This is a genomic window from Neobacillus sp. plas4, from assembly GCF_057221695.1.
In genome coordinates this window covers 2472040-2487307 of sequence record NZ_CM170152.1, presented here as the reverse complement: position 1 = coordinate 2487307, position 15268 = coordinate 2472040, and the positions used below count along the sequence as shown (strand labels likewise).

15 protein-coding genes and 2 pseudogenes are annotated in these 15268 nt (G+C 36.4%); 6 read left to right on the top strand and 11 right to left on the bottom strand.

Features of this window, described 5'->3' with window-relative positions; genetic code table 11:
• Positions 1-179 precede the first annotated feature (179 nt).
• Positions 180-866 carry a Dph6-related ATP pyrophosphatase gene (locus AC2TFD_RS12425; protein WP_484675776.1) on the top strand — a complete coding sequence of 229 codons (687 nt, stop codon included), beginning with the start codon at positions 180-182 and terminating at the stop codon, positions 864-866.
• Between the two features lie 144 nt (positions 867-1010).
• Here the strand turns inward: AC2TFD_RS12425 and AC2TFD_RS12420 are convergent, their stop codons facing one another.
• Both AC2TFD_RS12420 and AC2TFD_RS12415 read right to left on the bottom strand, forming a co-directional pair.
• The gene (locus AC2TFD_RS12420; protein WP_484675775.1) at positions 1011-1193 is read right to left on the bottom strand and encodes a hypothetical protein; all 183 of its coding nucleotides are present in this window, start codon (positions 1191-1193) and stop codon (positions 1011-1013) included.
• A gap of 66 nt (positions 1194-1259) precedes the next feature.
• The gene (locus tag AC2TFD_RS12415; RefSeq protein WP_484675774.1) at positions 1260-1856 is read right to left on the bottom strand and encodes a hypothetical protein; all 597 of its coding nucleotides are present in this window, start codon (positions 1854-1856) and stop codon (positions 1260-1262) included.
• A 434-nt stretch (positions 1857-2290) separates the two neighbouring features.
• Between AC2TFD_RS12415 and AC2TFD_RS12410 the strand changes: the two genes are divergently transcribed.
• The gene (locus tag AC2TFD_RS12410; protein ID WP_484675773.1) at positions 2291-2473 is read left to right on the top strand and encodes a YolD-like family protein; all 183 of its coding nucleotides are present in this window, start codon (positions 2291-2293) and stop codon (positions 2471-2473) included.
• A gap of 345 nt (positions 2474-2818) precedes the next feature.
• Positions 2819-2923, top strand: a pseudogene (locus AC2TFD_RS12405) (YjcZ family sporulation protein); the annotation flags it as partial.
• 46 nt (positions 2924-2969) lie between these two features.
• Here AC2TFD_RS12405 and AC2TFD_RS12400 read toward each other — a convergent pair.
• Positions 2970-3638: a hypothetical protein gene (locus tag AC2TFD_RS12400; RefSeq protein WP_484675772.1), complete on the bottom strand. Its 669-nt coding sequence runs from the start codon at positions 3636-3638 to the stop codon at positions 2970-2972.
• 406 nt (positions 3639-4044) lie between these two features.
• Here AC2TFD_RS12400 and AC2TFD_RS12395 point away from each other — a divergent pair, with 406 nt between their 5' ends.
• Positions 4045-4200 (top strand): hypothetical protein, encoded by a 156-nt coding sequence (locus AC2TFD_RS12395; RefSeq protein ID WP_484675771.1) that lies wholly within the window; start codon positions 4045-4047, stop codon positions 4198-4200.
• A 92-nt stretch (positions 4201-4292) separates the two neighbouring features.
• Here the strand turns inward: AC2TFD_RS12395 and AC2TFD_RS12390 are convergent, their stop codons facing one another.
• From AC2TFD_RS12390 to AC2TFD_RS12365, 6 genes are all read right to left on the bottom strand, one after another.
• On the bottom strand, positions 4293-5126 hold the full coding sequence (locus AC2TFD_RS12390) for a YitT family protein (RefSeq protein ID WP_484676304.1): 834 nt from the start codon (positions 5124-5126) through the stop codon (positions 4293-4295).
• Between the two features lie 208 nt (positions 5127-5334).
• Positions 5335-6483: an FAD-dependent monooxygenase gene (locus AC2TFD_RS12385; protein WP_484675770.1), complete on the bottom strand. Its 1149-nt coding sequence runs from the start codon at positions 6481-6483 to the stop codon at positions 5335-5337.
• 108 nt (positions 6484-6591) lie between these two features.
• Positions 6592-7941, bottom strand: a complete 1350-nt coding sequence (locus AC2TFD_RS12380; RefSeq protein ID WP_484675769.1) for an ATP-binding protein — start codon at positions 7939-7941, stop codon at positions 6592-6594.
• Between the two features lies 1 nt (position 7942).
• A complete protein-coding gene (locus tag AC2TFD_RS12375; protein ID WP_484675768.1) occupies positions 7943-8611 on the bottom strand; it encodes a response regulator transcription factor in 669 nt (222 codons plus the stop codon).
• A gap of 57 nt (positions 8612-8668) precedes the next feature.
• Positions 8669-10657 carry an ABC transporter ATP-binding protein/permease gene (locus AC2TFD_RS12370; protein ID WP_484675767.1) on the bottom strand — a complete coding sequence of 663 codons (1989 nt, stop codon included), beginning with the start codon at positions 10655-10657 and terminating at the stop codon, positions 8669-8671.
• Between the two features lie 119 nt (positions 10658-10776).
• Positions 10777-11316 (bottom strand): hypothetical protein, encoded by a 540-nt coding sequence (locus AC2TFD_RS12365; protein WP_484675766.1) that lies wholly within the window; start codon positions 11314-11316, stop codon positions 10777-10779.
• A 187-nt stretch (positions 11317-11503) separates the two neighbouring features.
• Between AC2TFD_RS12365 and AC2TFD_RS12360 the strand changes: the two genes are divergently transcribed.
• Together AC2TFD_RS12360 and pdxR are read left to right on the top strand one after the other, a co-directional pair.
• Complete coding sequence (locus AC2TFD_RS12360) at positions 11504-11800, top strand: RNA polymerase alpha subunit C-terminal domain-containing protein (protein WP_484675765.1); 297 nt, start codon at positions 11504-11506, stop codon at positions 11798-11800.
• Positions 11801-11908: 108 nt separating this feature from the next.
• Positions 11909-13345: a MocR-like pyridoxine biosynthesis transcription factor PdxR gene (gene pdxR, locus AC2TFD_RS12355; RefSeq protein WP_484675764.1), complete on the top strand. Its 1437-nt coding sequence runs from the start codon at positions 11909-11911 to the stop codon at positions 13343-13345.
• 60 nt (positions 13346-13405) lie between these two features.
• Here pdxR and AC2TFD_RS12350 read toward each other — a convergent pair.
• Together AC2TFD_RS12350 and AC2TFD_RS12345 are read right to left on the bottom strand one after the other, a co-directional pair.
• Positions 13406-14772, bottom strand: a pseudogene (locus AC2TFD_RS12350) (IS3 family transposase).
• A gap of 194 nt (positions 14773-14966) precedes the next feature.
• Positions 14967-15122 carry a hypothetical protein gene (locus AC2TFD_RS12345; protein ID WP_484675763.1) on the bottom strand — a complete coding sequence of 52 codons (156 nt, stop codon included), beginning with the start codon at positions 15120-15122 and terminating at the stop codon, positions 14967-14969.
• Positions 15123-15268: the final 146 nt, after the last annotated feature.

Here is a 15268-nt window from a genome sequence, read left to right as displayed (position 1 = left end):
CTATCATTCATTTTTATGTATGGAAATTGGGAGATTATAGATACAAATGGTTTTTTTTGGGGTGTAAGGAGGTTACCTATCTTTCATTCTTGACTGGGGATTTCTATGCAGAAGCTATGCCAATACAACTTGAGATTGTGATAAAATATAAAGAAAAGTAATAGTTAATGAGGATGATCATGTTGAAAAAACGAATTGTATTATCATGGAGCGGCGGTAAGGATTGTTGTATCGCATTGGATACTCTTACCAAGGCAGGCTATGAAGTTGTTAGTTTGGTTACTACGGTCCCCAAAGAGCATGGTCGCACCTTTGGGCACGGCGAGCGGACTGAAATGATTACATTACAAGGTGAGGCTCTCTCCATCCCTGTTCATTTCATAGAATGTACATACGAAACCTATACCAATGAATTTGTAAATGCCGTACAAACTTTGAAAGAACAATATGAAATCAAAGGTATTGCTTACGGTGATTTATATTTGCAGGAACATCGCGATTGGGGAGAAAAAGTGGCAAGCGCAGCTGGTGTTGAGGCCTTATATCCGCTTTGGACGAAAAAGGAAAATTCATTAAAGTTACTTGAGAATTTTGTTAATTCTGGCTACAAGGCAATTGTAATTCGTGTTAGAGAAGATGTATTAGATGAAACCTGGCTTGGTAGACTCATAGATGGATCCTTTATCCGAGAGGTCGAACAGATTGCCATCTGTCCAATGGGAGAATCAGGTGAATATCATACCTTTGTTTTTGATGGCCCACTATTCTCAAAAAGAATAAAATTAGATAGTATAGAAATAATCAATCTTGAAACAACAAAGAAACTAGAATTTAAGACTTATCATCTTGTTGATAGAGAAATATAAATAAAAACAAAGCCTATTTTGATCATAATCGAAATAGGCTTTTAACCATGTTACTTAAGCATACCTCGAGCGTCGACCTTACTTCCAAACAAAATAGAAATGGAGTATATTCAATCCCTCTTGATTACATGCCAAGTCCCATAATTAATATATTTGTCTAAAGTGATCCTTCAGTTCTTTTTCTGAAAGGATGATTTTGCCGTCTAAATTCTTTGTTTGTAAAACGAATTCTTTAACGCCAATAAACTCAGATTCACCTATAACAAAGTAAATAGTTCCCTTTTTAAATTGGCCTCTGAAATTTTTAATTAATTTATATCTTTTCATTTAGATACCTCAATTTGTGTGATTCATCGTTATTTTACAGCTCCATGTTGAATCCGACAAGACCCCCTACTTCTTAGTGGGGGGTCTACGAATGATCGCCTTATGAAACACGTAAAATACCAAAAGACTAACTCTCAGCCAAATCCAGCTGTAAATAAGAGAAAAGGTAAAAATTCCAAAGAAGACCATTATATTAAATTCAGAAGATACAGACGGGCCTAGGACGGGAAACCCTATTCCGTAGAGTAAAATGCAAATACCCATTGATAAACATAATGAGGCAAAGAAAACGATGAAAATCTGTCTCTTTATATACTTTAGACCCATTCCGATACTCAAGCCTAACAAACCTGTTGTAAAAGGAAACACCATTAATTCACTTGGTTGGACCACGGCTAAGAGGAAAATCGAAACAATATACGTCATCAGTCCGATTCTCGTGGACAGAAGACAAGCTAGGACGATAGGACCCGTTGTTAACATACTAAAAATATATCCTAGACCAGTGAAAATGCCAGCTGATTGAAGAATAACGGCTACTGATCCTAACAGAGCACCCATGACAAGACGTGTTTTATTGGAATAAAAGTCCACTTTGACAGTTAAATCACCTGAACTTTTATTCCCCCAAATACCTGATGTCATTCGCTTTGAGTTGCGCATATCACACCCCCTTATTTAGGTAAATGCATGAATGCCTGTTTTTATGCCAGAATTGATTCAATACAGTATTATTATATAGTTCTGCTACCAAAAGCGACTTCTACTTCTACTCCCTCTTCCTCTAATATCCTAACCTAAAATAATAAACGCCCATCCTATTTGCAATGTGTCAGTTTGTAGCCCCAGGTTAAAAAAAGCCATGTCAAATGAATCAAAAAACCTTCTAAAATACCTTCTCCCTTTTTTTCAATCCATTACATCCTCATATAATAACTTTTTGAGGTAGAAATTTGAATAATATGAGTATCAATCTCCATCAATTTTAGTAATACCTTCTTAATTCACATTTCTTTAACAACTTATTAATCTAATCTTAAAAAACTATTTATATAATAGGTTTGTGTTAAACCATTTCTTATTAAAGGAGGATATCTATGTATTTGAAAAAACTAACTGAAGATAAACTTATTACTATTGATTATTATACGAATGGAGTCTTACAAACAATTACAGGGCGCGTTTTTAGATTAAATCTAATTGAGCAAATACTTTCTCTAAAAGATGAAAAACAAAAGTCATTTACAATCCCTTTATCTGGAATTAGACATATTTATTAAAACATCTGTAATACACCTTTTTTTCAACGCAAATTTATATTTAACCCGCAATTGGCTTAGATCAAATGGATCTAGGTTTTTATTTTTTCTTCATCCCTTCACACAAAGTTAGTATAATAACCTGAATAGCTCTATGAGAAACTCATTTGTAATTTAATTTATTACCTCGTAAATTATTCCCTTATTAAAAAAGCATGCCGTACAGGAGAAAATAAAAGAACTGACTATAAGAGAGTACAGGAATTATAGTGAAGAAAAATCGAGAGAAACTATACAAACATGTTTAAAGTTTCTAGTATTTAGCACTTGTCCATTCATTAATATTATGTGTGCATATATTATTTGATGCCACCAAAGCACCATATTGTACCTTCAAGAAACTCTTTTGCGTTAATTGTGGTATTGTTCATTCTCCTGACCATTGTAGGGACTTCTTTTGTGAGAAGCTACAAAGGACAGAATAAGTTATTCTGTCCTTTTTGTTTTCGGAAAATATTTACTTTAATATTGAAATGCTTCTCTTTGTATTTTGGTTGATACTTGGTTTACTTTGCCTCCATAAGCCAACAGCTATCCATAAGCACCCCATTGTGACAAGCAAGCCGTGAATTACACGAAGCTCCTGACCACCAAAGAATTGTGGGATATATAAAACCATTCCTGACGCGAAGGGAATACCGCTCCATTTTTGGTACTTTCCTGACCTCCAAATCGTAACCGCAACTATTATCGATGCAATAGCAAGTAACGTGAGACCTATCAGAAACATAATTAGGCCTGGACCAGTACGTACGACATTTGAAATACTAACCAAAGCTACTGTCTGTTGTGTTATCGCCTCCAGTCCGATAGCATGTAGACCGTACGTTTCCCCTCCATAAAACGGTAAAGATAAACCTGTGCCTACTAAACATAATACAACCGCAGAATAGATTAGTGGTTTTAATGTAGTATCTTGTAATGATTGATAAAGCCCGAGAAAACCTAGAGGTAATAGTGTAAAAGCTACAATGGCGAGTATATGAGCCACCAGCCATTCGCTGGATGCGAAAGCTGCTGCTCCTTCTAAGGAAGCTTCATCGGAAAATGGACGAATTATAGGATAAAGTACATATAATATTCCTGATATTACGAGAGATACGGCACTAAAACGCAAATTAGGCATAATTGGATTTTCCTCCTAGATTTAAATGCTGACTCAAAAACAGCTTCACACTTCAATCTTATTCCAATAGATAAACCATAGAACAAAATTGGAGACCGATATTTCTCGAATGTCAGCATTATAATTTCTCGCTTTTAACCCAATTTCATTATATAACTAGTTTTTTAAGTTTAAGTTAATTTGATGTTAAAAATAAAAAAGATAGTGAAAGAGGGACAAACGTGGAGGCGTAGTCCCTATTCTATACCCCTTTTCTTCAACTAATGCAGGGTGAATAGGCAGCAAAAAATAAATTCAGAGAATAGCTCAGTTCATAGCTTATATATAGGTGAAATTTGATAAAATTGTTCGTTTTGGAAACAATAATTTCATGTTCACACATAATTAATGGAAAGAGGTGTCTAGAATGAAAAAAGATACATATTCAAAAGAAGAACCAACGCTTGCTGAGGGAATGAATACGGAAGATGTATTAAATCAGGATGCTACGGAAGAGGAAATTGCGAACGGTGAATCAACGAATGTAACCATTTTGACATTGGATGAAAATGATCCAAGCTAGAAAGGTAAAATGTCCTTCAAACAATTGAAGGACATTTCTTTTTGCCGTTTAATATCTATCTAAAACCTTGAAAAAATTAATTTTGCTTCACCTTAATGAACATCATGCTTCTTGAAGTTACCACCCTTTACTTCTGCTACATCATAGACAATGACAAAGGCATTTTCGTCAATTTCGTTAATAATTTCTTTCATTTTACTATCTTCTAATCGGTTAATCACACAATTGATTTCCTTGAATCTTTCGTTTGAATAACCGCCTTCCACCACATTATAAGTTGCACCGCGTCCTAAGTTGTCACGAATCTTCTCTACCATTAATTCTGGTTCATTGGTAATAATTTTAAAGGTTTTAGAACCACTTAAACCTTCTTCCACGATATGTATGACCTTAGAAGCAATATAGTAAGCGATGGCCGAAAGAATCGCTCCTTGAAGACCGAAGACGGTTGACACAACAATAAAGACGAACATATTTAAAAATAAAATAAGGTCACTTGTTCCAAAAGGTAATCTACGTGAAAGTAATACGGCTAACATATCAATTCCATCTAATGCACCGCCATTCCGTAAAGCCAAACCCATTCCAAAACCGATAATGATTCCGCCAACAACTGTTACTAACAAGGTATCTCCAACAATAATAGGTGTAAAATGATGCATAAGAAGCGTGCCGGTTGCCAGCGACGCAATACCAATAACGGAGTAAAGTGCAAAACTTGTACCAATCTGTTTATAACCTAAAAATACGAATGGAATGTTTAGTATGGCAATAAGGAGACCTAAAGGTAATCCAAATAATTGAGAACCCACAATACTTAGACCGGTCACCCCACCGTCTGATACATTGTTTGGGATTAATACTGTTTCTAGTCCGTATGCTGTAATAAATGCCCCAATCATAACCAATAATGCTCGTATAATCATTTTTAGTATACTGGGTTTTTGTTTGGTCTTTGCACTCAAATCATTTTCCTCATTTCAACTCTTTTTAATTCTCACTTTATGTATTCAAAAATCTAAAATACTTTTTCTCCTTCCGAATGTAATTATAGTAAAAAATCCCATGTTTAACAAAATCAAAAGCATACAAACCGACCTCTTCATTATTGAAAAAGGTCGTTTATTTTTCGTTTCATTCAATTGTCTTGGATGTTAAAGTTCCTATTCGGTTCTCCAATAGTGAATACTGCTCAAAGTTGGTATGATATGATTTTTCTTCATTGATTTGTACTTCTTGAAGTAATTCTACTTTATCTCTACGAAGATCTTCGAATTTTCTTAATATGCCTTCACTAAATTGTTTTGTTCTGATTGCATTTGTTAGGATTGGAGCTAATACATAAGCATCTTTCATCCCCGCATTAATTCCAATTGCGCCTGTTGGTGTCATCGTATGTGCAGCATCTCCAATGATTACAAGTCCGTCCTTGACCCAAGTGGGACTTTTTGAACTAAAAACATCTAAAAAAACGATATCCTTCCAAGACTGAAGATGAAGCTGTATGTTTTCTGTTAATTCAGGGAAGTTTTCATGAAGAGGATTTAGAATCGTACTAAGTGGGAGTTTTTTTAGTTCTGGAAATATACCTTCTCTAATGTTCCACCCAATTTGAACAAATCCTCCTGTTTGAGTAAAAAGTGCAAGCTGTTGACCGTTCGCAAGCAGCAATCTTACTGTTGGTTCCCATCCTGCCGGTGCAGGTATCTTAGCCCATAATACATCATAGCCGTGTTTGATGATTTCAAACGGGATATTTGCAAGGTTTCGTACTGTTGGATAACGACCATCTGCACCAACCACAATGGAACAGTTAATCGTCCATTCTTCTTCCCCTTTTATTGCCTTTACTCCACAGTAACTTCCATTTTCACTTTGAATAAGTCCGGTACCTTTTGTTTTAACCATATGGTTAAAATGATCATATTTTGCTGCTTCCTCTAAGATGGTACTGATTAAGTGAGCCTGGGGGACATGAATGCCTACGTGTTCCTCATCCTTATGGGGAGTAATCGTTTTTACCACTTGCCCGTGATCGAAAAATTCGACTCTTTCCATTCGAAGCAAGCCTTTTTCTTCTATCTTATGGAACAATTGATGTTCTTCTAAAATATTTTCTGTCTCGGCACTAATATGCTCGCCCCTAAATGCGGGAGTATTTCCAGAGCCCCGCTCGATAATCATGGTAGTCACGCCATTTTTGGCCAATAAATAACTTAATAATGCTCCACTCGGCCCTGCTCCAACAATACAAACATCAACATCTACCGTTTTGTTATTCACTTATCCCACCGCTCCCTCCTTTACAAGTAGTTTGCTTTATCCGTGAATAATTATGTCTGCATCTCCTGTGTGAGTATGGCAGCACATAAGGGAGATGGAGGGAACCGTTTAAACATATGTATTGTTTATACTTTCTAAAAGGGGAATGGAAATGGAAATACAGGTTCCTTTTCCTTGCTCACTTTTTACTTTTACTTTAAAGTCATGCAGGTATATGATCTTTTTCACAATTGACAATCCTAGTCCGCTGCCTCCTCCTGAACGGCTTCTTGCCTTATCCACCATATAAAACCGGTCAAAAATGTTGGAAAGTTCTTCTTCTGGAATTCCTCTCCCCGTATCTTTTATATGAACATGAACATCATGATCAAAAATCTCCATTTTGACTTCAATCTTACCATTACGATTGGAGTATTTAATAGCATTCGCTATCAAATTCTGCCATACCTGTTCTAAAAGATCACTGTCTGCTTTTACTTTACAAGCTAGGAGATTAAGTTCAACAGCAAGTTTTTTTTCAGTCCATTGTGGTTCAAATACAAGTATTACTCTTCGCAGTTGTTCATCTAACCGATACTCAACCGGATGAAAAGGATGGTTTTCGGAATCTAGTGAAGCCAGCCGAAGTAAATTATCACTAAGCTTTGATAGTCTTAATGTTTCATTATAAATAATATCAAGATACTCTGTTTGATGATCCAGTGGAATGACACCGTCTCTTATCGCTTTTGTAAAACCTCGAATGGATGTGATCGGCGACTGAATTTCATGAGAAACATTGCTTACAAAATCGTCTCGCATTTTATCTGTTTTCTGAAGTTCGCTTGCCATATAATTAAAATTGTTCATCAATTCTCCAAGTTCATCTTTCCTTTTATGTTTAAGGCGAAAGGATAAATTTCCTGTTGCCATTTCCTTCGCTGCGTTTGAAAGTTTTATCACCGGTTTAACAATATAGTTAGAGGATAATAGGATAAACAAACTTCCAATCACTAATACCATAAAAAGACCAATGAACAAGATATGTTGAATAACTTCAGAGAAGTAGGTAAAATCAACCTTTACGATCAAAGAGCTTCCATTGCTATCAATGTTTGGTACTCCAATGAATCGTACAGGACCATGCTTCCGATTTAAAAAGATTGGCTCAGATGATTCAGATTGTAATAGAGGTGCTGCCTCCTCTTCTGTTAAGGAAAAAGGGAGTACATTTCCTTCCTTTATAATTTCGCCATGTATACTATAGTGAGATAAAATACTCAATATTTGTTCACGTCTTTCCGGCTCAATTAATGCAAGGAGCGAAACTGTGTCACTCGCAATCATCAAAAACGGATCATCAATCGTGACTTCTTTCTCTGCAATCAAGCGGGTAATACCAAAAGATAGGAAAAGGCTAATAAGTACGATGATAATGAATGTAGCAACAATTTGAAGGCGCAGGCTTTTTTTTAACACCCTATGTTTCCTCCAACCGATATCCAAGTCCCCGAATAGTGTTAATTGTCAACGTTGGGAAAGGCTCTATTCGTTGACGCAGTCGATTTATATGAACATCCACAGTCCGTTCTTCCCCTTCATAATCCATTCCCCATATGTTTTCAATCAATTGTGTTCGAGTAAGAACCTTTCCAGGTGAACTAGCCAGCATAAATAGCAGTTCACACTCTTTCTTTTTTAGCCATACCGTTTCTTTATTTGAAGAGACCGTCAATGTCTCCATATCTATTTTCACGTTACTCATTTCAATTGCATTTGCCCCTGAAATATTATAGCGTTTTAATAAGGATTTAACCCTTAGTACAAGCTCTATTGGGTCAAAGGGCTTCACCAAATAATCATCCGTACCTGCTTGAAAACCTTTAACTTTATCCTTCGACTCTCCTTTAGCTGTTACCATTAAAATTGGAATATCCAAATACCCTCGAATATCCTCTGTCAATTCAATACCGTCTACACGTGGCATCATGACATCGATAATCATTAAATCTACCTTTGAATGTGATATATAATCTAATGCTTCTTGTCCATCCTCGGCTTCCACCACGGAGTATTGATTATTTTCAAGATACAGCCTAATCAGTTTCCGAATATGCGGGTCATCATCCACGACTAAAATCTTATTCATACCCTACCCTCCGGTCATCCTTCATGTTTATTTTTAATCATAGCATTTAAGATAACACTATTCGTATCTCAACGATTCCATTGGATCTAATTTAGCAGCCTTAGTTGAAGGAAGCAGCCCAGCAATCACACTAATCAGAGTGCTGACTCCAATGCCAAACAGCATGTATTCTGGAGTAAGCTGAATCAGTTCAGCACCAAAGCTGTCGAATAGTAAATTGTTAACAACACCGCTAATAACTATAGCAGCTGCAACTGCAATCACACCGCTGAATATGCCCAATAAAGCTGACTCTGAAAAGAATATGCGTCTGATATCTTTCTTTCTCGCGCCAATTGCACGTAAAATCCCAATTTCTCTGGTCCGTTCCACAACACTAATATATAGGACCACTAAAATCATTATCCCGGATACAAGCAGGGAGATACCAGCAATTCCCGCTAAAAGATAGGTAGCTATATTTAAGTATGTTGTTACTTGCTCCATAATCGTGGCGATTGGAGAGCTCACAAAGCCAGCGTCTTCCACTTTCGCTTTAATTTCCTTTACATATTCTTGTGCTGCCGCGTATGCATTTAGCTGGACAGGCTGCAATTGTAAATTATACTGGGTGTACGCTTCTTCAAGGGTTTCATACGTAACATAAGCCCTTGCTCCTTCTATTGGTCCCATATCTTCCTGTGCATATATTCCCGATACGACCAATTCTTTTTCAAGCGTGACCGGTTGGTTATCCTCACCCATTTCATTCACAAACAGTTTAATCGATTCCCCGACAAGGGACTCATATGTTTCTTCACTCGTTATGCTTTGCGCAAAAGACTTTGTAACCAGCACCTCATTATTAGATGGAAGAGATCCTTTTTCAACATCATCCGACTTAATCGTATCATTTATCGTTCCCAAGGATGAAAGCTCATAATTGTTTTCAGTGTACACAACATTGCTTTTTCCATTAATTGTTGTTACTTTTTCTACTCTTTCAACATTTTCCAATCCACTAATTTTGGTGATATCTTCTTCTGTAAATGGCTCGCCTCCCATTTGCCGCACGGGATCACCTGGCATCCCCTGTCCAGGTCCATTCGTCTGTTGCCCTTCTGAAATTTCAGATGTTTTTACCACGTCAACAAGTAATGGATTTAGGCTAGAGTTGATTTCATTATTTATATAACCTGTTACACCATTTCCTAAAGATAACATGAGAATTACACTCAAAATTCCAATAGATCCCCCTAAAGCAACGAGGATATTTCGTTTCGCTTTTAGTTGTATATTTCTGAGGGCCAGCTTAAAAGAAGACAATAAACTTAAACTTTTTCCTTTTTTCTGTGTCGCTTCCTTAATGGCAGTATAACGCTCTTTTACTGAGTGATCTTCTTTAATACATCCATCCTCAACGGTTACAATTCGACTTCCGTAGGCAGCAACTCTTTGCGAATGTGTAACTGTAATAATCAGCACGCCTTTTTTTGCAATCGAGTCAAGTAATTGCAGGATTTGTTCGCTTGTTTCTTGATCTAAGGCGCCGGTAGGCTCATCAGCTAAAATAATATCTGGATCATTGGCTAACGCTCTTGCGATGGCTACACGTTGTTTTTGGCCTCCCGAAAGTTGATTTGGACGCTTTTTCACATGATCCTTCAAACCTACTTCTTCCAAAATCTCCATGGCCCGCTGTGTCCTTTGGTTTTCACTCTTATTCACCATTTGCATCGAAATCTTTACATTTTCAAGTACGGATAAATGAGGGATTAAGTTAAAACTTTGAAAAATGAAGCCAATCTTCTCTTTTCTGTAGGCATCAATTTCCGTTTCCTTCATCGATTTCAGCGATTTTCCAAGTATGAATACATCTCCCTGAAAATCAGAGTCCATTCCACCGATAATGTTTATTAATGTCGATTTCCCCGAACCTGACTCTCCTAAAATGGAAACAAACTCACCGCTTTCAAAGCTTATATTTACATCCCGGAGTACAGGTACCTTTTCTTTTCCAGCAAGTGTATATGATTTATTTAATTGTTTTATTTCTAGTAATTTCATAATCTACCTACCTTTCATTTTTCATGAAAAATCAAATATATTTAAAGTCCTTTTTTTCGAACTCCTGAAACACCATTTTAATATCCTAGATTAAGAATCTTTGTAATGTCCCATTAGCACTAGTGTAGATCTGCCATATGATAGAGTAGTCCAATCATAAAGGCAATTCCTAAAAAGGTATGTAAAACTCTGACACTCCTGTGTGTCCGTTCTTTTAGATTTAATTTATAGCCGAAAATTACCATGACAATCATAACAGTGAAAGCTATCAACCCGCTGTAAACCCCATTCATGTCATTTGGGATAAAAATTAGAAAGTATAGACTATGTGCAGTTCCTGCAGCCGCAACAATCCACCCAAATAGAACATGCCTTTTTTTTATAAACTGCCATATGGAAAATATCCAGCGAACATTTGGAACTTTACTCTTCTTCATCAACATCCATATCATTCTAAAAAGAATTAGGAACACGGCTGCAAATCCAAAAATTTGCGTCATTTTAGTTAGAAAAAGATCTAAGCCCCTCCATATTCTGGTTGGTAACATTCCCACTAATGAAAGTATCCCTCCGAGAACCAAGACCGCACTTAAAATAACAACCACCCACCTAAATCCCTTTAAATAACGCAAATGATTCTTAGCCATATATTTTTGCATTATATTCACCTCTGATTTTCTTAATAAACAAAAGATATCATGTTCATGTAAACTGAATATTAACTAAAAAATTTAATATAAAAATATTCTTTTCATTTCTTACACCAATTCTTAATTGAAGGTATACCGGATATAATAGTGCTATTATAAAAATAAGATTAATGATTGTGAAAAGGAGACATTGCATTTGACAACTTCAAATAAAACTTTAAGGATTTGTGACAAAGGACACCAATATTATAAGAGCAGCGATTGTCCAACCTGCCCGACTTGTGAGCAAGAACGAAAACCTGAGAGCGGCTTTCTTTCGACTCTCTCTGCACCAGCTAGAAGAGCATTGGAAAGCAATGGGATTCTCACTTTGCAACAACTAGCAAACTTTAGTGAAAAAGAAATTCTGAAGTTTCACGGTATGGGTCCAGCTTCATTACCAAAACTTAGGTCTGCATTAGAGACAAATGGATTAGCGTTTAAAATAAAATAGAATCGATACATAATCATGGACTATTTCACCAACCATCTGCCATGAATTAATATGGGAAAAAGTATACAATAGTAGGAAGAGACTTACTTTTACTAAAGGATGTAGCAAATGGATTGGAAACTGGATAGAGAATCTAAAACACCGATTTATAAACAACTAGCACTATATATTGAGAATGGGATTGGTGACGGAAGTTTTCCGCATGATAAACCTTTACCTTCTGAGAGAGGTTTGGCAAAAGAGCTTGGAGTAAACAGAAGTACAGTTATTGCCGCCTATAACGAATTGGAAGGAAACGGACTTATCGATCGAAATAGAGGCAGTGGAACAACCGTTAGCAAGGATATCTGGGGGATTGCCAAGAAACGTATTCCGAGTTGGAATCGGTATATTGAGGCGGGTTCGTTTCTTCCAAATTTACCTGTTACGCAAAGAATCCATAAAGAAATGGCAGAGCAAAAACTAATAAATTTAGCTAGCGGGGAGCTCTCGCAGGATCTTTTTCCCATGACCTCACTACGAGAAATTACTTCAACCCGATCGTTTATGGGGAACTTGGGGTATGATCATCCACAAGGAAGTGCGATTTTTCGTGAAACCCTTGCGAACCATGTTTACCAGTTTCGTGGGATAGAGACGAATCCAGCGAATATATTAATTACCTCTGGGGCTCAGCAAGCTTTACATCTCGTTGTTCAATGTTTGTTAAAGCCTGGTGACGCTGTGGCCATTGAAAATCCATCCTATCACTTCAATCTGCCGATTTTTAAATCAACAGGCATCAAAACCTATTATTTGAAATCCGATAAGGACGGAATGAATCCTGATGATATAACGGAATTATATAAAAAACATAGAATTCGGATGATTTTTTTGAATCCTATTTTTCAAAATCCAACCGGCACTCTACTGTCTTTAGAACGTAGAAAAAAAATCCTTGAATTATCTTCTGAATATGGGATACCGGTGGTGGAAGATGACCCCTACAGTTTAACATCTTTTACAGGTGAAAAAATGAGGACTCTAAAATCATTAGACGATTATGGGAATGTTTTATATATAAGCTCATTGACCAAAATTGTTGCTTCCGGTTTGAGGATTGGATGGATTATTGGACCAAGAGCGGTGATTGAGAGATTATCAGACGCCAAACAGCAAGTCGACTTTGGGCATGCCAGTTACTCCCAGTGGATTGCGAATGATTTTTTAGAATCAACTGATTTCAAAGCCCATATGAAAAAGTTAGTAAAGGAATTGGAAAGTCGCAGAGATCAAATGATCACTAGTTTGAACGCTTTTTTAAAGGATCAAGTTGAGTATTACATACCACAAGGCGGAATTCATTTATGGTGCAGAATAAATAACGAATTTAATGAAATTCATTTACTTGAGGAATCCATTAAAAGAGGAGTTATTTATGTTCCGGGGACAACGTTGGGGACTGAAAAAGGCTATGTCCGTTTTACCTTTGCGCGGGAAAATGAAGAAAAAATAAAGGAAGGTATAAAAAGGTTTGCGGAGGCACTTACGATTGTTTCTACATGACCAACACCACAAAAAAAGACAGTCAGTTTGATCTGACCCAATAAAGTTAGACAAATATTTTTATGCAACTTTTAAGACTTGAGTTCGGTATTCCACTGGACTCAGGTCTTTTAATTTTGCCTTCATTCGCTTGTGATTGTAGTAGTGAATATAATCAGCTAATTCCTGTTCAAAATGCTCTATACTGTCAAATTCTTGTAAATAAAGGAGTTCTGACTTTAATAAGCCAAAGAAATTTTCCATGACTGCATTATCCAAACAGTTTCCTTTTCGGGACATACTCTGTGTAATTTGGTGCCGTTCTAGTGTTTTTTGATATTGTCTCATTTGATAATGCCAACCCTGATCTGAATGAAGAATTACCTGTTCTCCTGGCTGAAGACGTTCAATCGCTTGGTCTAACATATCACCTACTAATTTATAAACAGGACGTTTCATAACACTATAAGCAATGATTTCCCCGTTACACAAATCCAGTACAGGAGAGAGGTAGCGCTTCTCACCAAACAGGTGGAATTCTGTCACGTCGGTTACCCATTTTTGATTCATTTCCTCGGCAGAGAAATCTCGATCCAAGATGTTCGGAGCGATTTTTCCTACATTTCCTTTATAAGAACGGTATTTCTTCATGCGTACTAAGCATTTTAGACCGATTTCATTCATTAAACCATTGATGGTTTTTGGATCGTGTTTAAACCCTCTTTTTTCTAACTCTTTCGTAATACGACGGTACCCATAACGACCTTTATGTTCATGAAAAATCTCTTTAAAAGCTTCTTTTACCTTCTTATACTTATCTGACTTATATAATCATTTTTCCCACCAATAATACGTAGCACGTGGAATGTCAGCGACTTCAACTAAATCCACTACCCTATATTTATCCTTTAGTTCGAAAATTACTTGCGCTTTGTTTTTGTTTGTAATTTTTCCTGCATTTGAACTAAAGCATTCAACTTTTTTAAGTAGGCGATCTCCATTTCTAAACGTTCTACTTTCGCTTGTAATGAATCAACTGATTCTTCAGTGGGTACTGGATTATTCTTTGGTTCTGTTTTCTTTGATTCTTTTTTCATGGAATGATGCCCCTTTTTCTTTGTTTCTAGGGCACCAATTCCACCTTGTTCAAACCGTAGCTGCCATTTTCGAATAGTTTCAGGTGAGGAAATATTGAATATAGCAGCTGTTTCACGGTAGGATGTACCCATTTCATTTATATAATTAAGTACATCCATTTTAAACTTCGTAGAATAGCTTGTATAGGATTTTATAAAGGCACTTTCTCCTTGATGTTCATAAAGTCGAACCCATACGGTGAAAATACTTTCGTGGACACCTATGCCTTTCGCTATTTTCCCCATGGATTCTTTCCCACACTTATACCTTAGAACACTTTGAATCTTTTCCTCCGCTGTAAATTTAGCCATAAAAAAACACCCCGTAAATGTTAGAATGGTGTCTAACATTTACGGGGCAGATCAGTTAGGCTGTCTTTTCGTTCCTTCATAACTAAATTAACCAAATATATATCCCTAGTGAAACCAAACCTAAAGAAATAATTACGACATATATTAAAGTTAAGTTAGTAGTATTTCTTTTTGTCTTTCCCGTGTAGTTTTCATCAGGTTTCCCAGTAATAAATAAAGTTGAAACCACCGAAAAAATTAATATCAAAATAACCAAACCAATCATGATTTCCATGCTGCACCCCGATATAATTGCTTTTATATTTTAATAGAAACTCTTCACAATTATATAATAACGCAACTAGAATCATTTTGAACCATCCACTTCATCTGAAAATTGGCCATCCACTTTGTTTTTTCATCCATTCCCGCTTATTGTTTCCCAAAGGTAGATTGTTGTCCAAAAAGAGAGATCTTCCGATTGGCAGCTCCTTCTTGATTCAAAAACAGAAAACCA